Here is a 20877-nt window from a genome sequence, read left to right on the forward strand (position 1 = left end):
GCTTCGTTAGTTTAGGCCATGCCGTTCAAAAGTTATGCTTTTGGGCGAACTGCGCCTCTGTCTTCACCTTTTGGGGATCGCCAGCCGCTTTTTGATACTCTGGGAAAATCTGCTCATTTAAAAAGTTAGAATGAATATACATAAAGCGCCAAGTCTTTTTTCATAAATTTGAACGCTAGGAAATAAAGTGGTTATCCTGCGGCCTGCGACTGGTAATGTGTCAGCATATCAATTGTCGACTGGTCAAATTCCTTATTTAGAATCAGTTGTTTTCAAAATAGAGATTTCCAACTAAAAAAATGATGGGGAGATGGAAAATGAAGAAAAAACCGCTATTGTTGTTGCTTGTTGCTTTTTTCGTATTGGCCTCGTGGATTCCGCAGTCCGGAGCCCGTGCCGCCGGTGAAATGCTGTATTGGTCCGAGGAAGATAAGGGCGTGTATGAACCACTGCTTGCATACACATTGGAATGGTCCGGGGATGTCTTAAAGTATGGCGGATTTGACCTCGATACGATGACCGTAACGACAGATAAAAATACCGCAGATGTTGTCATTAATCAGTATGGCGATATTGGGGCAAGAAGGATTGCCGAGCTTCCTCAGCAAGCGTTAACAGATCCGGTGAACTTAGACAAGATTACCTTTCCAACAGATGGGCTTGGTTACCCGTTACTATCCCTCAAATTAAAAGCCAATGGTCTCTATTTAATTGAAATGGATAATGGTCAGTATGCCAAGTTAAGAATTGATCAGTCTTCGTCGACGAAGGTAACATTCAGCTTTGTTTTACAAACAGCGGAGCCGCCGGAGGACGATGACGAGACCCCGCCGCCAACCGACGGGACGCAACCGCCAAAGGGCACTGTAACGATAATTGATTTAACCGCGCCACAACAAAACATCTCTGTAAAGACGGGAGCGGCTAGATCTGTTTTGCTTATCGCGCTATATTCCAATAAAACAAAGAAAGATGTTACCGCTGAGGCAAACTGGAAATCCCAGTATCCGCATGTTGCAACAGTCTCGAAGGGGAAAATTCAAGGGATTTCACCGGGGGAAGCCGTGATAACCGCTGAATATCGAGGTCTGAAGAAAACTTTTTGGGTCAATGTGACCGGTACTATGAAACCGGTAAAGCCAATCAAAGGGATAACTGGAACGGCGATTGCCGCAGGCTCTGACCATACGCTTGTACTGAAGAGGAACGGAACCGTATGGAGTTTTGGCTGGAATCAAACAGGACAATTAGGGAATGGAAATACCATCAATCAATCCAAACCTGTTCAAGTGATAGGGTTAAAAAATGTAAAAGCGATTGCCGCCGGGTATAATTTTTCCCTTGCTTTAAAGAAGGATGGAACGGTATGGATGTGGGGCAGTCCCTTCGCCTTAATTGACGGACCGCGACCGTTTCCTTACCAAATTCAATCGTTGAAAAACATTGTCGCAATCGCCGCCGGAGAGGAACATATGATGGCGCTGCGCAAGGATGGAACGGTTTGGAGCTGGGGAAATAATTCCTATGGCCAGGGGGGAATTGGCAGGACATCCCCGGCAACCATTGAAAGGCCCGTGAAAGTGCTGGGATTAACGAAGGTAGTCTCGATCGGTGCCGGACGCTTCCACTCGTTAGCCGTAAGGAGCGATGGCTCGGTGTATGCATGGGGAAATAACGAAAGGGGCCAGATCGGCAACGGGAAAAGCGGCTTTGATCTCATGGACAATGTCCTCAAGCCGTATAAAATTCCTTTGATCACGAAGGTAAAAAAAGTTACTGGAGGAACTTACTACAGCCTTGCAGTTAAAGCAGACGGGACGGCTTGGTCCTGGGGGCATAATGATCAACGACAATTGGGCCTTCCTTATAATAACATGATTCAAAATAGACCCGCCCAAATTAGAGGAGAAAACGGCGGGGGCTATCTGCAGCAAATGAAACAGATTGATGGCGGATACCGTCATACGGTGGCAGTGGCAAACAATGGAACAACCTATGCATGGGGTGAAAACCGTTACGGGAAATTAGGAAATAATAAAGCAACGAACGCACCCTACCCTGTCAAGGTTCCGATTACAAAAGTAGTCGCGGTTGAAGCTGGCACCGACCACACTGTTGCATTAAGGTCGGATGGAACAGTCTTGGCATGGGGCTCAAACGGATATGGTCAATTGGGAATTGGAAGTAAATACCGCCAAAGGAATGCACCGGTTAAAGTTATGAATGCAAAATAACAATGGTGTTTTAGTGTCAGGCGCTGCCTTATGGTAGTGCCTGACGTCTTTTCAGACAGCCATTCCGCCAATTGGGGAGGGTTTAGCGCCAATAGGAGAGGGTTTCCCGCCAGTAGGAGGACGCTTTTCGCCAATAGAAGAGGGTTTCCCGCCAATAGGAGAGGGCTTAACGCCAATTGAAGCTACTGATTCGCCAATTGAAAAGTGCCTTCTGCCAATTGGAGTCCATTATCCGACAACGTAGCAAAGACATATAGGGCTTTTTTCCTCATTTTATCTAGCAATCTATTTTTTTTAAATTGGTGATAAATTTTGACAAAATATTCAGATATCTCGTGCTATTTTAGTAGTAACTACTAAATTGGAGAGATTGATATGAAGAAATTATCTGCTATTTTTGTTGTCTTATTTGGACTATTTTTCTTTGCTGGTCATTCAGAAGCGAGCGGGAGCGGTACATCGCAATTATTGATTATTAATAAGAAGATTAATACCTTGGCTTTTTATGATAGCGGTAAGCTGGTGCGGACATTTAAAGTTGCCACAGGGCGGACGAGGGATTTAACTCCTGAAGGAAAATTTATGATTGTGACGAAGATTGTCAATCGCCCTTATTACAAAGAAAAAATCCCCGGGGGAGACCCGCGTAACCCTTTGGGCAACCGTTGGATGGGATTGAACGCACGAGGTACATATGGGGACACTTATGCGATTCATGGCAATAGCAATGAATATTCAATCGGCCGCTATGTCAGCGGCGGCTGCATCCGGATGCATAATGCAGAGGTGCGCTGGCTGTTTAGCCAAGTAAAAAATTACACTCCTGTTGTGATTACCTATTCCAGCAACAGCTTTGAGGCGATTGCCAAAGCCCATTTAAACGGCTGGCAGGAATTTAGCGGCGAGAAGTATTATTTAGCTAATGGCGTGAAGAAGACCGGCTTGCAGACTATCAATGGAAAAAAATATTTCTTTAACGAAGCAGGGGTTATGCAGACTGGCTGGCAAGAGAGCGGTGGTAAAAAATATTATTTTGATTCAAATGGCGTGGCCAAAACCGGGTGGTTGAACTATCAGGGCAAACGTTATTACTTTGACCAAACAGGAGCGGCTAAAACCGGCTGGTTGGCCGATGGAGGCAAACGCTATTATTTTGCCAAGGACGGAGTGATGAAAAAGGGCTGGTTGGAGGAGGATGGCAAAAAGTACTTTTTCGATCAAACCGGAGCGATGAAAACCGGCTGGCTGGAGAAGGAAAATAAATGGCACTATTTTGCTGTAAACGGCGAAATGCAGACTGGCTGGATCAATTCTGAAGGAAAATGGTACTACCTAAAGGCAGACGGGTTTATTGAAAATACCTGGTTCAGCACGAATAATCGCCCAGGTTTAGCAGAAAAGAATGACGCGGTGAAAACCGGCTGGTTAACCCTATCCGGTGATAGATATTACCTCGACAGTCAATCGGCGACAGTGACAAGCTGGTTAAAATATGAGGATAAATGGTACTATCTTGCAGTGAGTAAAGATATGGAAACGATCGCAAAACTGGATCGCGGCAGCATGACGACGATTGCGATTGCCTCCTCATAGCGATAAAAGCCGCGGAAGCTGACCGCGGCTTGTTCTTGGCTGATAGGAAAAACTTTCCTATCAGTCCCACCGTGCAACGCAAAATCAGCGCTGCACCACAAAGAATGAAAACAGTTATACTTTCTTCATGGTAGGCATAAGTGTAACTACGCCTCTGTCTTCGCCTTAAAGGTTCGCCAATCGGGGAGTTTTCTCTATTCTAATAGGAGTATAAAATTCTACCCCCTTTTATGCTTCCCTGTTGTATAAACTCAACAACGCCTTATGAACCGCTCTAACGGACTTACCAATCGGAGAGTTTTCATTTAATGTTCTTTATTCGGTAATCTTTTACTTGGGGCATTGTCGCCCTGTCTATGCTGATTTTTTCTGTTCTTTTCTTGCTTTTCATGCAATTTTTCGACAAACTCATGTGTGCTTCCTTGTTCCATCATATCAGCCCTCCTTTACCAGTCATAGTGTTACCATCCAGGCAAAAAAAATCTCCCTTTTGGGGAGATTTTTACAAACGAATGCAATGACCATGGCGTCAATGCTGATTTAAATTAACCCTTGTGCAATCATGACATCGGCAACTTTTACAAATCCGGCAATATTGGCTCCAACGACTAAGTTGCCTGGGAAGCCATACTCTTCAGCGGCATTGATACTGTTGCGGTAAATGTTAACCATGATCTCATGAAGCTTGCGGTCAACCTTTTCAAATGACCAAGCGAGTCTGGCGCTGTTTTGTGCCATTTCTAAAGCAGAAACAGCGACACCGCCGGCATTGGCTGCTTTTCCAGGAGCAAAGAGAATTTCGTTATTTAAGAACACATCAACCGCCTCAAGGGTGGATGGCATATTTGCGCCTTCCCCAACCGCTTTAACTCCGTTGGCTACCAGCAATTTGGCTGCTGCTTCGTCAATTTCATTTTGCGTCGCGCAAGGAAGGGCGATATCACAAGGGATTGACCAAATAGCGGAGCAACCCTCAAAATATTGTGCCCGTGGATGATAATCGACATATTCGTAAATTCTTTTTCGTTCTACTTCTTTCAGCTTTTTAACCGTCTCCAGTTTAATACCGTCCTCGTCATAAATGTATCCGTTGGAATCGCTGCAAGCAACAACCTTTGCCCCCAGCTGCTGTGCTTTTTCAATCGCGTAAATGGCGACATTTCCTGAACCGGAAACAACGACAGTGCTTCCTTCAAAGCTCATGCCCTTATCCTTCAGCATTTCCTCGACAAAATAAACGGTCCCATAACCGGTTGCTTCGGTTCTCGCAAGGCTGCCGCCATAATTGAGCCCTTTTCCCGTCAATACACCAGGTTCAAAATTGCCGCGCAGCTTCTTATACATTCCAAACAGGTAGCCAATTTCTCTGCCGCCTACGCCGATATCACCGGCGGGAACATCGGTATCCGGACCGATATGGCGGTAAAGCTCCTGCATAAAGCTTTGGCAGAAGCGCATCACTTCAGCGTCGGATTTTCCTTTCGGGTCAAAGTCTGATCCGCCTTTGGCACCGCCGATCGGCTGGCCAGTTAACGAATTCTTTAAAATTTGCTCAAACCCAAGGAACTTAATGATGCTGGCATTAACCGACGGGTGGAAGCGCAAGCCCCCTTTATACGGTCCGATGGCACTGTTGAACTGGATGCGGAAGCCGCGGTTTACTTGAATTTTGCCGCTGTCATCGACCCAAGGAACGCGGAAGGTAATTGCTCTTTCCGGCTCGACAATTCGTTCTAAAATCCCCTGCTCGATGTATTTTGGATGTTTCTCCAAAACCGGTACGAGAGAGTTGAAAATTTCTTCTACTGCTTGGTGAAATTCATATTCAAAAGGGTTGCGGCGTTTTACCGTTTCGAAAACCTCATTGACATAATCCCTCACCGCTTGGGTTCCTGATTGTTTTACATCTTCAATTGTTTGCATAGGAATCAACCCCTTTGTAAAAAATTTTGATTAAATGTTTACTGAAAATTCTTTTTATTGGCGTCGATTTATTTTATAATGGATGAATAATCTAAGCAATATGAATAATAGATAGGTTTAATGCCGAAATGAGATAAGTGATAACTCGCCGATTGGCGAGTCCGTTAGGGTGGTTCATAAGGCGTAGTGGAATGGATCTGACGTTGGTAAAATTTTTTCCTTTTTTGTAGTCCACCATGCAGCGCAAAAATCAACGCTGCATCACATCATAAGGAATGAAAACATTTTGTTTCAAGCTAGCTTAAAGGAACCGAGGGTTATTTTCCAGAAAGGAGTGGCGGGCAGATGGAGTTGAGACAGATTCAATATTTCATAGAGGTGGCCAAAAGAGAGCATGTAACCGAGGCTGCCCATGCCCTGCATGTTGCACAATCTGCTGTCAGCAGGCAAATTTTTAATTTGGAAGAAGAGCTGGGGGTCAGCTTGTTTTTCCGCGAAGGAAGGAATGTTAAGCTAACCCCGATTGGGGAAATGTTTTTAGGACAGATGGAGCAGGCCATGAAGCTGATTGAAAATGCCAAACGGGAAGTGGAGGAACAGATTGATCCCGAAAAAGGGACGATCCGTGTGGGCTTCCCAAGCAGTCTTGCCGCTTATACCTTGCCCACCGCCATTTCGGCCTTTCGTGAACGCTACCCTCAGGTTAAATTTAAGCTGAACCAGAGCTCTTACGCCAACTTAATTGCTGGTGTGGCTAGAGGTGATTTCAATTTGGCGCTCCTTGGCCCGGTGCCGAAAAGGGAAAAAAAGATTAAAGGCCGAACCCTGTTTACGGAAAAAATGGTCGCTCTGCTGCCGCAGTCTCACCCTCTTGCCGATAAGCGGCTCCTGAAGTTAAACGAATTGCGGGACGCCGCCTTTGTGTTATTTCCGGACGGCTATATTTTGCGGGAAATAATCGTCGATGCCTGCGCCCAGCTGGGGTTTGCCCCACAGGTTGCCTTTGAGGGAGAAGATATTGATGCAATTAAAGGATTAGTCTCGGCTGGTCTCGGGGTGACGCTGATCCCTGAAATTACGCTGATTGACGGTCTGCCGCGCTCGACCGTCAAAATTCCGATTACCGAGCCTGATGTCAGCCGCACGGTCGGGGTGATTATTCCGGCAGACCGCTCCCTGCTGCCGGCAGAAATGTTATTTTATGAGTTTCTTAAAGAATTCTTTAGCATTCTCGACCGCTATAAAAATTAGTTTTTTGATTGATGCTGGCTTTTAAAAAGCAGGTTTTTTGAAAAAGGGATTGACGACCGCTTTTAAAAATTACTGGCAATGAAGAAAGGGGTCGATCCGCAAAAAAATTACTGGCTTGAAGGAAGGATTCGGTTCGCAAAAAAAATTACTGGCTTGAAGATAGGTTTTGACTGCATTAAAATTTGCTGCTTGAGGATATAAACCTTTCCAACATACATATGTATGAAAGGAGGGTTATCACCCTTCTATCTTTGTCGGCTCTTGAAACCTCACGAAAAGGGGGAGTTTGTATGATCTTGATGAATTTAAAACGCTGCGAAGGCGGCCCGCAGTTACATGGGGTTGCTATCTGGGCGGTTTCCCCTGCCGGCGCTTTGGCGGAGGCTTGCGGTGATGACTGAGAGTGGGACCGAGCGGCTGCCAGCGGCAATTGTACTAGAAGATGGTACTTTGAATAGGGGACTGATTGCCGGAAGAGAAATCCTTTACCGCGGCAACAACGGCCGCTCGGTGGAAAGGTTTTTTATGCCTGCAGGGGAATCGTACATCTTTAAACCGTTAACGAACAATGCACAATTAGGTCGGGAAGTGTGGGTGTATGAACAGATTCTCCCCCATTTTCCCGTCGTTTTTCCTAAAATGATTGCCTATCGGATTAGCGATAACCCTCAGTACAGCTGGTTAATTCTCGAGGACCTCGGTCCGCTGTCTCATGAGTTTCGCGAGGAAAGCTTGCTGGCTGCGGTGCGGTCGGCCGCACTGTGGCACTCGCTTTCTTTGGATGGCTTTCCGGATATTCCGGTAACCGGGATAAAGCCGGGAATTGAAGAAATGGCCGTGGAAGTCTGGGCGAGCCGGAAGTTGTTTTCCCAAAAGCAGCTCCGGCTCATTGATGATTTCGAGTTTACCATGAAGCCGGTGGTATCCCACGGGGACCTGCATCAAGGCAATTTTGCCCTTGCCGGCGGTCGCTTGATCGTGCTTGACTGGGAGCATGCCCATGTGAACCTGCCTTATTGGGATCTATTTCATGTCATCGATATGGCGCACCCTGTTTTTTCGAAAAAGATGACCTGCAAACTGCGGGAAGCGGCCCTCGATTGTTATCTTGATCAGCTTGATCAGCCGGTTGACAGGGAGGTTTTTAAAAAGGAATATTACCTGTTCGCCGCAGTGTTTTCATTATGGATGCTGTTATTGATTGGGCGTGATCTGCAGGCCGATGCGGGAAACTGGTCCAAAGAACAGCTGGAAAGGCAGCGATTGGAGACCATTGGATGTTTAGAACAGCTGTGTCAGCGTGCATGTTAAAAAGCTAACCTGAGTTGCAGGTTAGCTTTTTGCTGCTGCGCTTAGTTTGCTCTTTGTTCAAATAGTTTGATAATTTCAATGATAGTTTGAGTGGCTTTGATCATATTTTCGACGGAAGCAAATTCATATTTACCGTGGAAATTTTCCCCGCCGGTGAAGATATTCGGTGTCGGCAGCCCCATGAATGATAATTGTGAGCCGTCCGTACCGCCGCGGATTGGCTGAATGATTGGCTTGATATCAAGGTTTTCCATTGCCTGCTGCGCGATTTCAACGATTTCCTTTACCGGTTCGATTTTTTCACGCATGTTGTAATATTGATCTTTCAGTTCAAGCTGAATATTGTCAGCACCATATTTTTTCCTTAAATCATTGACGATGTTTTCGATCGTTACTTTTCTATTGTTAAAATTCTCGCGGTCATGGTCGCGGATAATATAATAAAGCTTTGTCTGTTCGACATCGCCGTTGAATGAAATCAGGTGGTAGAAGCCTTCATAATTTTCCGTATGCTCTGGCGCCTCTTGTTCTGGCAGTTGGCTGTGTAGCTCCATTCCAATTTTCATCGAGTTCACCATTTTATCCTTGGCTGAACCCGGGTGAATATTGTTTCCCTTGATGGTGATTTTTGCCGCTGCCGCGTTAAAGCTTTCATATTCCAGCTCCCCGAGCGGTCCGCCGTCAACCGTATAGGCAAACTTGGCATTGAACGCTGCAACGTCAAACTTATGCGGCCCGCGGCCAATTTCCTCATCCGGCGTGAAGGCCACGCGCACCTTGCCGTGCTTGATTTCCGGGTGCTGAATCAGATAGTGCATCGCGGTCATGATTTCCGTTACCCCAGCCTTGTTATCCGCGCCCAGTAGCGTCGTGCCGTCAGTTGTGATCAGCGTATGACCTTTGTAGTTTTTAAGGTTCGGAAAATCCTTTGGTGACAGGATGACATTTAATCCCTCGTTTAAGGTAATGTCGCCGCCATCGTAATTTTCATGAATTTGCGGGTTGACATTTTTTCCAGTGAAGTCGGTCGCCGTGTCAACATGGGCGAGGAAGCCGATGGTGGGCACGTTTCTGTCCGTGTTCGCTGGCAAGGTCGCCATCACATAACCGTTGTCGTCAATCGTCACCTCTTCCATGCCAATTTCCTTTAATTCATCCACCAGCATCCGAAGCAGCGTCCACTGGCCCTCGGTTGACGGACAAGTTTCACTGTCTTCATTAGACTGCGTATCCACCTTCACATACGAGGTAAATCTTTTGATCAGTTCATCTTTCAATGTGCAGCACTCCCTTACTAAGTTATGTACATGATTATCATATCACTTTAAGGGAGTGGATACACATTTTTTGGAATACGTGTTGACACAGGGGCGCGTGTTATCAATTGGCGAGAAAGCATTATCAACTGGCGGAAGAGGCCCTTCAATTGGCGGGAAGTAAATCAACTGGTGCAAAGCGGGCTCCAACTGGCGCAAAGTCCTCTCCAACTGGCGAGAAAGCATCATCAATTAGCGAAAGTCGCCCTCCAATTGGCGGGAAGTAAATCAACTGGCGCAAAGTGGGCTCCAACTGGCGCAAATCCCTCTCCAACTGGCGAGAAAGCATCATCAATTGGCGAAAGTCGCCCTCCAATTGGCGGGAAGTAAATCAACTGGCGCAAAGTGGGCTCCAATTGGCGCAAATCCCTCTCCAACTGGCGAGAAAGTATCATCAATTGGCGAAAGCTGCCCTCCAATTGGCGCGAAGTAAATCAATTGGCGCAAAGCGGGCTCCAACTGGCGAGAAAGCATCATCAATTGGCGAAAGTCGCCCTCCAATTGGCGCGAAGTAAATCAATTGGCGGGAAGTGGGCTCCAACTGGCGCAAATCCCTCTCCAACTGGCGAGAAAGTATCATCAATTGGCGAAAGCTGCCCTCCAATTGGCGGGAAGTAAATCAACTGGCGAGACCCCCTCCAATTGGCGCAGCTAATTTTTATCAATCAAATAGGTTAAAGTTTTTGATATTCATAATATACTTCCGGTAACGATAATCCCCCTCACTTTTAAAGCTCATATTTTGCAAAATCCGTTTTGCTATATGAATATCATTCACATGCAAAAACTCCCGGCACTCGCGATTGGTGATCGTTCTCTTAAAAATCAAATACCATTCGAGCAAGGCTCGTTGATGTGCCAGGGGATCGGTTGCCTGGCAAAAAGGGCATACCCATGTTCTCGGCTGCTTAATCATTCCCAGCCTGCCGCACGTTATACATCCTACGCCTGTTCGAAAGTCGCTCCAACGAAGTTTATAGGTTTCACAAATAGGCTTGGGAAGATAGCGTTGATGACTCTTAAGCAGCTCGGCAGACAGCCAGTTAAACGTTTCGGGAGTTAATTGTTGCCCCTGCTGCGGGATCGATTTTAGATAAGTGGGAATCATGTTGGGGAATAACAGTTTCGTCCGGGGTGGGGCAGTTTTCACAATTTGTTTCGGGTATGCAAGGACGACTGCGCCATAAATCGGGAGTTGGATGCCACGGTGCAAAAACCATTCACGTAAAAACTCGCAATTGCGTTGTAATTGACTAACGGGGCTTTCGTAGCCATATTGACAGCCATCCTCCTTGGTACTGATTAATTGCGGTGGATTTTCGTTAAATTCCAGAATCCCGCTGATATTTTTCACCTCTAACACCAAGCCATACCATGGGGTTAAACAATGTGTGTCCGTTTGGAATTTTTCATCGGCTGAAGGGGATAAATCGTGAAAAATGTGGATGTCGAAGGGAAATGAAAATTGGGACAAGACCTCTGCCACCCGATCCTCGCCGCCGATCCCGGCTTCCATGGCCGCTTGCTTTGCTGCTAACACGGGCAGAATCGGATGCTCGGCGGATAAGCGGTGTCGCGCGGCAGCTAACCCTGCTAATTTTAAGGAAAAATCGCGATTTTTAATAATAATGTCAATCACCTCCACCTTGCATCGTAGCATATTCCCGAAGTCTAAACTATATCGTTCATGATTTTGTAAAAAATATCCTTAACTATCTATTGACCAGTGGAGTCAATCGAGAATATACTACAATTGACCGTTGTGGTCAAAGGAGGAGTGCCGAGGTGTTTTCGAAATTTCTCAACTTAGATAAGGAAAAACAAGACCGCATCATTAACGCGGCGATTAAGGAGTTTGCCCAGAAAGGATATGATAGTGCCTCGACGAATGAAATTGTCAAAGAAGCGGGGATCTCAAAAGGGCTCTTGTTTCACTATTTTCAGAACAAAAAGCAATTATATTTATTTCTGTTTGACTATTGCTATGAGCTGATTGCTACGGAGTTTTATCAAAAAATTGATTTATCCGAGACTGATTTTTTCAAAAGAATGCGCGCGGCGGTAACCATTAAAATGGAGCTGCTCTCTGTTTATCCGGCTCTTTTCCATTTTCTCCAAGCGGTCTATATAGAGGATTCCCGTGAAATTAAAGCGGAGTTTGCCGAAAAGTATCAGCAACTGCTGGAAACCAACTTCGCCAAAATGTACGAAAATATTGATATCACGAAATTCCGCGATGATATTGATTTGGAAAAAATCTTAAAAATCATTACCTGGACGTTTGAAAAATTAAGTGATGAGGAGCTAAACAAAGCCAAGTTTTTACCAACGCATGAAATTGATTATCAACAGGTCAGCATGAAGGCAGAACAGTATTTTGAAGTATTAATTAAAGTTTTCTATAAATAAGGGGGGCTCCCGGCGATGAATGTGATTGAGTTAAATAATCTGACAAAAACGTATGGCAAGGCAAGAGGGATTTCCAACATCAGCTTTACGGTGGAGGAAGGCGAGATTTTTGGTTTTATCGGCCCGAATGGCGCTGGCAAGTCAACGACGATCCGCACGATGCTGTCGCTGATTTATCCGACAAGCGGCAGCGCAACGATTTTTGGCAAGGACTCGGTCAAGTTTGCCCCGGAAATCAAAAAGGAAATCGGCTACCTGCCGTCGGAAGTGTTCTATTATGACAACATGAAAGTTAAGGACCTGCTGAAATATTCAGGCAGTTTTTATAAAAAGGATTGCAGTCAGCGGATCAAACAATTGGCGGAGCTGCTCGACCTTGACCTCAACAAAAAAATTGACGACCTGTCGTTTGGCAACAAGAAGAAAGTGGGTATCGTTCAAGGACTGCTCCATGAGCCGAAGCTGATCATTCTTGATGAGCCGACGAGCGGTCTCGACCCGCTGATGCAGCAGAAATTTTTCGATCTGTTAAAAGAGGAAAATAAGAAAGGGACGACGATTCTCTTTTCCTCCCATATCTTAAGCGAGGTGCAGAAAATGTGCGACCGCGTGGCGATTATTAAGGAAGGCGAACTCGTCAAGGTCGAAAAAATCAGTACATTAAAGGAAAACAACCATAAACGCTTTAAGCTGGAGACGAAGGCGCCCATGCCGCAGGGCTTTTTACAAATTGCTGGGGTGCAGAATTTGGAAATTGATGGCCTGCACGTAAGCTTTCTTTACAGCGGCAATATCAATTTAATGCTGCAAAAATTGGCGCAGCTGGAGCTGTTAAACCTGTGGATTGAGGAACCGGATTTAGAGGAGATTTTCATGCATTACTATGAAAAGGGGAATTGAGCGATGAATATATTTCTCCATGAATTAAAGGATAATCGCAAGTCGACGATCATTTGGACGCTGTCATTAGTGGCGGTTGTCGTCCTGTTTATGGCTCTGTTTCCGTCCATCGCCAAGGATTCGGAGGCGTTTAAAAAGGTGCTGGAAAACTATCCAGAATCCTTGCGCAAAGCCATCGGGATGTCACTTGATTCGATCACCTCACTGTTAGGATTTTACTCGTATGTTTTCACCTATGTGGTGTTATGCGGTGCGATTCAGGCAATGAATCTGGGAGTCTCGATGCTATCCAAAGAAACCCGTGAGAAAACGGCGGATTTCCTGCTAACCAAGCCGGTCACGCGAACGCAAATTGTTACCGCGAAGCTGCTCGCGGCTGTCGTTTCGCTCATTTTGTCCAATCTGGTAGTTATCATGGCCGCGTTAGTAGCGGCGCAGGCGGTCAGCGAGAGGTCATTTGACACCAAGGCATTCCTGTTGATTTCGCTGACGGCGTTTTTCGTTGAATGCATGTTTTTGGCACTTGGCATCCTCATCTCCGTCCTTGTTCCAAAAATAAAATCGGTGTTGCCGCTGTCACTGGGAACGGTGTTTGGTTTTTTCATTCTCAATATGTTCGGATCGGTCATTGGTGATAAGGCGGTGCGCTATCTGACACCGTTTAAGTATTATGATCCGGGTTATATTAGCAAACATCAAACCTATGAAATTCGGTTTATCGTCATTGAAGTTATTTTTATCATTGTCGCGGTCACGGCAAGCTATTTCATTTATGCGAAAAAAGATATTCATGCGGTGTAGGGGGTGTGGACAGTGAATCTATTTTGGCGGGAAATGAAGGCGAATCGGAAGTCGTTAATCATTTGGGGAATCGGGCTTCTGTTCATGGTGGTCGCCGGAATGGCGAAATATGAAGGATACAGTTCATCGGGTCAATCGATTAACGAATTGATTTCGCAGATGCCGAAGTCGCTCCAGGTAATTATTGGGACGGGAGACTTGGATTTGTCGACAGCTATCGGGTTTTACGGCATGCTGTTTTACTACTTGTTGCTGTTGGCGGCAATTCATGCGTTGATGCTGGGCGCTAATATTATTGCCAAGGAAGAGCGCGACAAAACAGCGGAATTTCTGATGGCAAAGCCAATCTCACGTACCCGGATTATCAGTTCAAAGCTGCTGGCGGCTTTGGTAAATGTGGTCATCTTTAATCTGGTAACCTTAGTTCTATCGCTGGCAATGGTGAGTCATTATCAGCAAACCGGGGAACAGCTTGATGATATTTACTTATTAATGGCGGGGATGTTTCTAGTGCAGCTCATTTTTCTGGCAGTTGGCGCGGTGATTGCGGCGGTGGGAAAACGGCCGAAGCGTGCGGCCGCACTGGGAACGGTACTACTGCTACTAACGTATCTCCTCTCCATCGCCGTCGATTTGAATGAAAAAATTGAATGGCTGCAATATGTAACGCCATTTAAATATTTTGAAGCAAAAAGGGTCTTGGCGGACGGTACGCTGGAAACTACGTTTGTTGCGATCACCATTGTAGTGGTTACGATTCTAATTGCCATTACTTACCATTTTTATCAAAAACGAGATTTGCAAATATAATCACAAAAATGAAGCAGCAGTAATGTTAGAAAACTTCTATATTGTGATGATGTGGTGGGCTTGTTGGCTGGGATGGATTAGAAGTTGAAGGATGCTCCTAAGTGGTAGGCATCCTTCTTTTTTGGTTCCGGGGGCAACAACTTGATGGGAATAAACAGGATTTTTTATACATATTAATAGTGTTTAATACATTAATAATAGTGTTAATATAATATATAAATAGGTTGGAAAAGGGAGGAATTTAGGATGTCGCAAAATAATCATCAATCGTTGCCGCCAAAAACGTGTACAATTGAGCGCTTAGTGACGTTAGAAAAGGATGTCAAGAAAGTGCTTGCCGGGGAAAAAACAGCCACCCGCCGCAATGGCCGCTATGCCGACCCGGGAGAAATCATGACCCTGGAGGGACGTCAGTTTGTTGTTGATAAGGTGTATTCCCAAAGCTTGGGTGAGCTGACAGAGGATGATGCGCGCCGCGAGGGCTTTGCTTCTGTAGAGGAATATAAACAGTCAATCCTCGCAATTCATCCAGGTATGCCATGGCTGCCGCAAATGAGAGTCTGGGTGCATGAATTTAGCGCAGTTTAATAGAAGGGTTCAGTTAGTCCACAGATCTTTGCACTGTGGACTTGATTTTTTATGGCGGGGCTACTGTAAACATGACAGCCGCTAGAAAAAAGCCATCAATCGCCAATTGAGGATGTTATCCCGCCAATTGAATGAGTTTGCGCCAATTGAAGTGCGTCTATCGCCAATTGAAGCAGCTATGTCGCCAGTTGAATTGGCAATGTCGCCAATAGGAGAGGGCTTTTCGCCAGTTGAATGAGTTTGCGCCAATTAAAGTGCGCCAATCGCCAATTGAAGCAGCTATAACGCCAGTTGAATTGGCAATGTCGCCAATAGGAGAGCGCCTTCCGCCAATTGAGATGGCTATATCGTCGATTGAAACCGGTTACCTGCCAATTAGAGAGTGTATCCGCAAGTAACACAGCTATATGTGGCCCCACATAATCGGCTCAAATATTTGTATATCACCAAAAAACATCATTATAATAGCTTTATCCCTTTTTCCGGGAGTGTAGCCCTCACCGCAAAACTTTCGTTAAACAAAGTTTTGGTGGGGTATAAGGCGTACTCCACTGATTGAGGATCCACTTCATGAAATGTTGAAAGACTTTTTGAGGAGAGAAACTCTATGAGTTATTTAGGAAAATACATCAAAAAATATTGGCTGTCTTTCAGCATTGCCGTGTTTTTTCTTACGTTAGAGGCGATTTGCGATTTACTGCAGCCGACGATTATTGCCAAGGTAATCGACGAGGGCGTGGCCCATAATGACATCCACTACGTATTGAAAATGGGTGGGGTGATGCTGCTCGTTACCGCATTTGGAGCGGTCGCCGCGTCAACGCGGAGTATCCTAGCCAGCATCGTTTCACAAAATTTTGGCGCCGAATTAAGATCCGATTTGTATAAAAAAATTCAATCCCTGGCATTTAAAAATCTCGATCAATTTGACCGCGCGTCGCTCATCACTAGGCTGACCAATGATGTCACCCAGGTGCAGATTTTTGTCAACGGATTAATGCGAATCTTTGTCAAGGCACCGCTGCTTGCACTTGGCGGGCTGGTGATGGCTACCCGGCTGAATCTGCAACTCTCGGTTGTCCTGGCGGTCGTTGTGCCGCTTGTCGCCATTCTGATCATCATCAACCTTAGGTTGGGCTTCCCGTTATTTTCCAAAGTGCAACAGGCGTTGGACGGAGTGAACCTGGTGATGCGCGAATATTTATCAGGAGTCCGCGTCGTTAAGGCGTTTAATCGTTTCGAGGTGGAAATCAACAAGTTTACTAGGGTAAACGATGAGTTTAAAAGTCGCTCGATTGCCGCCAGCCGACTGATGTCGATTTTCAGCCCGGCGATCATGCTGACCGTCAATCTCGGGATTGTTGTCGTCATTTGGATCGGCGGCTTGGGCGTTGATAATGGCAGCATCCAGGTCGGCCATATTGTGGCGTTTATCAATTATATGACACAAATTTTAACATCATTGATGATGATCACAATGGTGTTTAATATGTTTGTCCGCGCGAAGGCGTCGGCGGGAAGAATCGGCGACGTTTTTTCCGAAGAAAGCAAACAGACATGGAGCAAGAACACGCTAGCACAGAGCGGTACGCAAACAGGCCGGATTGATTTTGAACACGTCAGTTTCTCTTATGAGACAGAAGGAGCTGAGCCGGTGCTAAAAGATATCAGCCTGACGATCCTCCCGGGGGAAACGGTGGGCATCATCGGCTCAACCGGGTCCGGCAAAAGTACCCTAGTCGGGCTAATTCCCCGCTTCTATGATGCCACATCCGGTACAGTAAAGGTGGGCGGGGTAGATGTTGCGACCGTAAGCCCGAGAGCACTTCGGAAAAAAATTGCCTTCGTACCGCAAAAGAATACTTTATTTACCGGCAGTGTTGCTGAAAATATTCGCTGGGGGAAAGAAAATGCGACACAGGAAGAAATCGTCGAAGCGGCCAGGATTGCCGGGGCGCATGAGTTTATCAGCGCCACGCCGGAAGGTTATGGGACCGCGATCGGCCAAGGCGGGGTTAATTTTTCCGGCGGCCAAAAGCAGCGGCTGGCAATTGCCAGGGCATTGGTGAAAAAACCGGAAATTCTGATCCTCGATGACAGCACAAGTGCCGTTGATGTCAACACTGAGGCCAAAATCAAACAGGCCTTAAAACAATATGCCAAGGGGCTGACCTGTATCATCATTGCCCAGCGGATCACCTCCATGCTGGATGCTGATAAAATCGTCGTTCTCGACCATGGTGAAATCGCCGGGGTGGGAACGCATCAGGAATTATTGAAAAATTGTCGCGTTTATCAAGAAATTTACCGCTCGCAAATTGGCAAGGAGGTGTCCGTAGATGGCGAAAACAACCACACAGCAGCAGAATAATCCGGTCACGCCTCCACCATTAAGACCGGGCGGGGCCCATCATCGCCGTGGCCCGGTTGTCAAGCCGAAAAACTTCAGCGGCACCCTGAAACGGCTTTGGGATTATATCGGCAAGGAGAGAAAGATGCTCACGCTGATTTTCAGCTTTATTCTGATTGACGCGGTGCTGATGTTGCTCAACCCATTCCTGATTGGGAAGGCGATTGATGCAATGACGTTGAAACATGGAAAAGTTGATTTCGCGCTTTTGGAAGTAATGATCCTGGTACTGGCAATCGCCTATATCGCTGATGCTGTGCTTACGCTGATGCAAGGCTGGCTGATGGCGGGCGTAGCTGGAAGGATTGTGAAAAATTTGCGCGATGCCATTTTTCACAAGCTGCAAAAGCTCCCGGTCGCTTTTTTCGATTCCCGCACACATGGGGAGCTGATGAGCCGGCTGTCCAATGACGTTGACAATGTCAGCAACACCATCTCGCAGTCGACGACGCAATTAATGTCGGGGCTCGTTGTTCTGACCGGTTCCTTCCTGATGATGCTTTACTTAAGCCCGTTGTTAACCTTGGCCAGCATGATCACGATTCCGCTTGTCTATTTGCTGACGCGGACGATTGCCAAGCGCACCAGCGTCTTGTTTAAACAGCAGCAGGTCGAGCTTGGCCAGTTAAACGGACAGATCGAGGAGACGATTTCCGGGATCGAGGTCGTGAAAGCCTTTAACCATGAGGATAAAGTAGTCGAAGAGTTTGACAGCGTCAATGCCAGACTCCGTGAGGTCGGCCTTAAGGCGCAGATTTGGTCGGGGTTTCTGATGCCGATTATGAACGTCATTAACAATCTGGGCCTGGCAATTGTCGCAATGGTCGGTGGTGTCCTTGCTGTCAAAGGTCAGATCACGATTGGTGCGATCGCCAGCTTCATTACTTATTCAAGGCAATTCGTCCGCCCGCTTAATGACATTGCCAACATCTTTAACATCCTTCAGTCGGGTGTTGCCGGTGCCGAGCGGGTATTTGAAATGATGGATGAAGAGGAGGAATCCGTCGACCTGGCGAACGCGGTGCCGCTTCAGCATCCGCAGGGTCATGTCGTCTTTGATAACGTCAGCTTCGGCTATCGCCCCGATGTGCCGATTTTGAAAAATGTCAGCTTTGAAGCTGAGGTTGGCACCAGCATTGCGCTTGTCGGGCCGACCGGTGCGGGAAAAACAACGGTCGTCAATCTGTTGACGAGGTTTTATGATGTCACCAGCGGCAGGATCTTGTTAGATGGCCGCGATATCCGCGAATATACGAGAGATTCGCTGCGGCGCTGCTTTGGTTTTGTGCTCCAGGATACGTACTTATTTTCCGGGACGGTAAAGGAAAATATTAAATACGGTAAGCCGGATGCGACCGATGAAGAGGTGGAAAAAGCGGCCCGGATGGCGGGTGCCGCCGGGTTTATTAAACGCCTGCCGCAGCAATATGAGACAGTGCTTGCGGAAAACGGCGGCAACTTGAGCCAAGGCGAGCGGCAGCTGTTAGCAATCGCCCGGGTGATGCTGGCGAAACCGGCACTGTTGATTTTGGATGAGGCGACCAGCAGCATTGACACCCGGACTGAGCTTCATATTCAGAAAGCATTGTTAGCGCTGATGGAGAATCGCACGAGCTTCATTATTGCCCACCGCCTTAACACGATTCGTGACGCTGATATGATCATGGTCATTGATCACGGCGAAATCATTGAAAAAGGCAGCCATGAGGAATTAATGAAAAAACAAGGCCGCTATTATCAAATGTTTTTCAACCAATTTAAAAATGTCGAAAGCGCGCTAAATGAGTGAGGGACGGATCATCCCTCGCTTTTTTTGACTTGGAAAAATGAGCTGCAAATTTTTCTTTATTTTCCGTGCTGGATCTCTGCAATTTTTTAAATTATATCTGCAAAACTGTGCAAGAATATCGGCGATTTTTCAAAAGCTAGTTACAAAAGGCTCAAGTAGGAAATAAATTGGTGACAAGTGTAAAGACAGCTGTTAAAATACATGTATTGTTTCAACATACTATTTAAAAAACATGGAGGGATGAAAATGAGCAATACAAGGGGGATTTCAGGCGCACAGCCGCTTGGAATGAAGGTAAATAACAGCGACGGTATTTCCAGCCGTAAGCTGCTTGGTATTGCCGGGACGGCCTGGATGTTTGATGCCATGGATGTCGGGATGCTAAGCTTTATTATTGCGGCGCTGCAGGCAGAATGGCAGTTAACCCCGGGGCAGATGGGCTGGATTGGCAGCGTCAACTCCATTGGCATGGCTGTCGGCGCGCTTGTCTTTGGTTTAATGGCCGACAAAGTTGGCCGCAAAACTGTGTTTATGATTACTTTGTTACTTTTTTCACTTGCGAGCGGCGCCTCTGCGTTTACGAGCAGTTTGGCTATCTTTTTAGTACTCCGGTTTATTATTGGCGCCGGCTTGGGCGGCGAGCTTCCGGTGGCCTCAACGCTTGTCTCGGAAAGTGTTCCGGTGGAGAAACGCGGCAGCACGGTTGTCCTGTTGGAAAGCTTTTGGGCCGTAGGCTGGCTGGTTGCAGCGGTTATTTCCTATTTTGTGATTCCGGCTTACGGCTGGCAGACTGCCTTGATTATTAGTGCCTTGCCTGCACTTTATGTCATTTACCTGCGGCTCGGGTTGCCGGATTCACCAAAATTCGCTGCCGCCCAAGCCAAAAAGACGGTTTCTGTGTTTGAAAATCTCGCAAAAATATGGTCGAAACAGCATGTAAGGCAGACGGCAATGCTATGGATTGTCTGGTTCTGTGTCGTGTTTTCTTACTATGGCATGTTCCTCTGGCTTCCAAGTGTGATGGTGATGAAAGGCTTCAGTTTAATTAAAAGCTTTGAGTACGTGCTGATCATGACATTGGCACAGCTGCCAGGCTATTTTACCGCGGCTTGGTTTATTGAAAAATTTGGCCGTAAGTTTGTCCTGATTGTTTATCTCATTGGGACGGCGGTGAGTGCCTACTTTTTTGGGACGGCCGATTCAACAGCGTTGTTAATGACATCAGGAATCCTGTTATCATTTTTCAACCTTGGTGCCTGGGGCGGGCTGTATGCCTATACCCCTGAGCAATATCCAACGCTGATTCGAGGAACTGGCGCCGGCATGGCAGCGGCCGTCGGACGAATTGGCGGAGTGCTGGGTCCATTATTGGTCGGCTATCTCGTTGCCCAAAAGATTTCTGTGGCCATGATTTTCACTATTTTCTGTGTTTCCATCTTGATCGGAGCACTAGCCGTGTTTATTTTGGGAAAAGAAACGAAGCAGCAGGACCTCATTTAATGTTATTTTGAAGGGATTCCTTTTTATGGGAGTCTCTTTTTT

The 20877-nt window shown here is 46.5% G+C and carries 19 protein-coding genes; 15 read left to right on the forward strand and 4 right to left on the reverse strand.

Annotation, left to right across the window (positions count from 1 at the left end):
* Window positions 1-317: 317 nt before the first annotated feature.
* Window positions 318-2234 carry an RCC1 domain-containing protein gene (locus tag RCG24_RS17385; protein WP_308077589.1) on the forward strand — a complete coding sequence of 639 codons (1917 nt, stop codon included), beginning with the start codon at window positions 318-320 and terminating at the stop codon, window positions 2232-2234.
* A gap of 375 nt (window positions 2235-2609) precedes the next feature.
* Window positions 2610-3827: an N-acetylmuramoyl-L-alanine amidase family protein gene (locus tag RCG24_RS17390; protein ID WP_308077590.1), complete on the forward strand. Its 1218-nt coding sequence runs from the start codon at window positions 2610-2612 to the stop codon at window positions 3825-3827.
* 305 nt (window positions 3828-4132) lie between these two features.
* On the opposite strand, the gene RCG24_RS17395 is transcribed toward RCG24_RS17390, so the two are convergent.
* Both RCG24_RS17395 and gdhA read right to left on the reverse strand, forming a co-directional pair.
* Complete coding sequence (locus RCG24_RS17395) at window positions 4133-4261, reverse strand: DUF4023 domain-containing protein (RefSeq protein ID WP_202654503.1); 129 nt, start codon at window positions 4259-4261, stop codon at window positions 4133-4135.
* A 106-nt stretch (window positions 4262-4367) separates the two neighbouring features.
* On the reverse strand, window positions 4368-5750 hold the full coding sequence (gdhA, locus tag RCG24_RS17400; protein ID WP_202654502.1) for an NADP-specific glutamate dehydrogenase: 1383 nt from the start codon (window positions 5748-5750) through the stop codon (window positions 4368-4370).
* 345 nt (window positions 5751-6095) lie between these two features.
* On the opposite strand from gdhA, the gene RCG24_RS17405 reads away from it, so the two are divergent.
* Both RCG24_RS17405 and RCG24_RS17410 read left to right on the forward strand, forming a co-directional pair.
* Window positions 6096-7001, forward strand: coding sequence for a glutamate biosynthesis transcriptional regulator GltC (locus RCG24_RS17405; protein WP_202654501.1), 906 nt, complete (start codon window positions 6096-6098; stop codon window positions 6999-7001).
* 393 nt (window positions 7002-7394) lie between these two features.
* A complete protein-coding gene (locus RCG24_RS17410; protein ID WP_202654500.1) occupies window positions 7395-8312 on the forward strand; it encodes a phosphotransferase in 918 nt (305 codons plus the stop codon).
* 41 nt (window positions 8313-8353) lie between these two features.
* On the opposite strand, the gene pepT is transcribed toward RCG24_RS17410, so the two are convergent.
* On the reverse strand, window positions 8354-9589 hold the full coding sequence (gene pepT, locus RCG24_RS17415; protein WP_202654499.1) for a peptidase T: 1236 nt from the start codon (window positions 9587-9589) through the stop codon (window positions 8354-8356).
* Between the two features lie 107 nt (window positions 9590-9696).
* On the opposite strand from pepT, the gene RCG24_RS17420 reads away from it, so the two are divergent.
* Window positions 9697-9855: a hypothetical protein gene (locus tag RCG24_RS17420; protein ID WP_308077591.1), complete on the forward strand. Its 159-nt coding sequence runs from the start codon at window positions 9697-9699 to the stop codon at window positions 9853-9855.
* A gap of 118 nt (window positions 9856-9973) precedes the next feature.
* The gene (locus RCG24_RS17425; RefSeq protein WP_308077592.1) at window positions 9974-10246 is read left to right on the forward strand and encodes a hypothetical protein; all 273 of its coding nucleotides are present in this window, start codon (window positions 9974-9976) and stop codon (window positions 10244-10246) included.
* Window positions 10247-10289: 43 nt separating this feature from the next.
* Here RCG24_RS17425 and RCG24_RS17430 read toward each other — a convergent pair whose 3' ends face one another.
* On the reverse strand, window positions 10290-11267 hold the full coding sequence (locus RCG24_RS17430) for a nuclease-related domain-containing protein (RefSeq protein WP_308077593.1): 978 nt from the start codon (window positions 11265-11267) through the stop codon (window positions 10290-10292).
* A 146-nt stretch (window positions 11268-11413) separates the two neighbouring features.
* Between RCG24_RS17430 and RCG24_RS17435 the strand changes: the two genes are divergently transcribed.
* From RCG24_RS17435 to RCG24_RS17475, 9 genes are all read left to right on the forward strand, one after another.
* Window positions 11414-12037 (forward strand): TetR/AcrR family transcriptional regulator, encoded by a 624-nt coding sequence (locus RCG24_RS17435; RefSeq protein WP_202654496.1) that lies wholly within the window; start codon window positions 11414-11416, stop codon window positions 12035-12037.
* A 15-nt stretch (window positions 12038-12052) separates the two neighbouring features.
* Window positions 12053-12937, forward strand: a complete 885-nt coding sequence (locus RCG24_RS17440; RefSeq protein WP_202654495.1) for an ABC transporter ATP-binding protein — start codon at window positions 12053-12055, stop codon at window positions 12935-12937.
* A gap of 3 nt (window positions 12938-12940) precedes the next feature.
* Window positions 12941-13738 (forward strand): ABC transporter permease subunit, encoded by a 798-nt coding sequence (locus RCG24_RS17445; RefSeq protein ID WP_202654494.1) that lies wholly within the window; start codon window positions 12941-12943, stop codon window positions 13736-13738.
* 12 nt (window positions 13739-13750) lie between these two features.
* On the forward strand, window positions 13751-14548 hold the full coding sequence (locus RCG24_RS17450) for a DUF2705 family protein (protein ID WP_308077594.1): 798 nt from the start codon (window positions 13751-13753) through the stop codon (window positions 14546-14548).
* Window positions 14549-14794: 246 nt separating this feature from the next.
* Window positions 14795-15136 (forward strand): ASCH domain-containing protein, encoded by a 342-nt coding sequence (locus RCG24_RS17455; protein ID WP_202654492.1) that lies wholly within the window; start codon window positions 14795-14797, stop codon window positions 15134-15136.
* Between the two features lie 230 nt (window positions 15137-15366).
* Window positions 15367-15534, forward strand: coding sequence for a hypothetical protein (locus RCG24_RS17460; protein WP_202654491.1), 168 nt, complete (start codon window positions 15367-15369; stop codon window positions 15532-15534).
* Window positions 15535-15743: 209 nt separating this feature from the next.
* The gene (locus RCG24_RS17465) at window positions 15744-17507 is read left to right on the forward strand and encodes an ABC transporter ATP-binding protein (RefSeq protein WP_308077595.1); all 1764 of its coding nucleotides are present in this window, start codon (window positions 15744-15746) and stop codon (window positions 17505-17507) included.
* A complete protein-coding gene (locus RCG24_RS17470) occupies window positions 17476-19335 on the forward strand; it encodes an ABC transporter ATP-binding protein (RefSeq protein ID WP_308077596.1) in 1860 nt (619 codons plus the stop codon). The genes RCG24_RS17465 and RCG24_RS17470 overlap by 32 nt, the downstream gene beginning before the upstream one ends.
* 288 nt (window positions 19336-19623) lie before the next feature.
* On the forward strand, window positions 19624-20835 hold the full coding sequence (locus RCG24_RS17475) for an MFS transporter (RefSeq protein ID WP_202654648.1): 1212 nt from the start codon (window positions 19624-19626) through the stop codon (window positions 20833-20835).
* The last annotated feature ends 42 nt before the right edge of the window (window positions 20836-20877 follow it).

The organism is Neobacillus sp. OS1-32, assembly GCF_030915425.1.
Taxonomy (GTDB): Bacteria; Bacillota; Bacilli; order Bacillales; family Cytobacillaceae; genus Neobacillus; species Neobacillus paridis.

Bases quoted from the DNA above. Each gene is read 5' to 3' on its own strand.
- gdhA (WP_202654502.1), bottom strand. From the start codon at position 5,750: ATGCAAACAATTGAAGATGTAAAACAATCAGGAACCCAAGCGGTGAGG.
- RCG24_RS17395 (WP_202654503.1), bottom strand. From the start codon at position 4,261: ATGATGGAACAAGGAAGCACACATGAGTTTGTCGAAAAATTGCATGAA.
- RCG24_RS17390 (WP_308077590.1), top strand. From the start codon at position 2,610: ATGAAGAAATTATCTGCTATTTTTGTTGTCTTATTTGGACTATTTTTC.
- RCG24_RS17405 (WP_202654501.1), top strand. From the start codon at position 6,096: ATGGAGTTGAGACAGATTCAATATTTCATAGAGGTGGCCAAAAGAGAG.
- RCG24_RS17455 (WP_202654492.1), top strand. From the start codon at position 14,795: ATGTCGCAAAATAATCATCAATCGTTGCCGCCAAAAACGTGTACAATT.
- RCG24_RS17465 (WP_308077595.1), top strand. From the start codon at position 15,744: ATGAGTTATTTAGGAAAATACATCAAAAAATATTGGCTGTCTTTCAGC.
- RCG24_RS17470 (WP_308077596.1), top strand. From the start codon at position 17,476: ATGGCGAAAACAACCACACAGCAGCAGAATAATCCGGTCACGCCTCCA.
- RCG24_RS17475 (WP_202654648.1), top strand. From the start codon at position 19,624: ATGAAGGTAAATAACAGCGACGGTATTTCCAGCCGTAAGCTGCTTGGT.
- RCG24_RS17410 (WP_202654500.1), top strand. From the start codon at position 7,395: ATGACTGAGAGTGGGACCGAGCGGCTGCCAGCGGCAATTGTACTAGAA.
- RCG24_RS17445 (WP_202654494.1), top strand. From the start codon at position 12,941: ATGAATATATTTCTCCATGAATTAAAGGATAATCGCAAGTCGACGATC.
- RCG24_RS17385 (WP_308077589.1), top strand. From the start codon at position 318: ATGAAGAAAAAACCGCTATTGTTGTTGCTTGTTGCTTTTTTCGTATTG.
- RCG24_RS17440 (WP_202654495.1), top strand. From the start codon at position 12,053: ATGAATGTGATTGAGTTAAATAATCTGACAAAAACGTATGGCAAGGCA.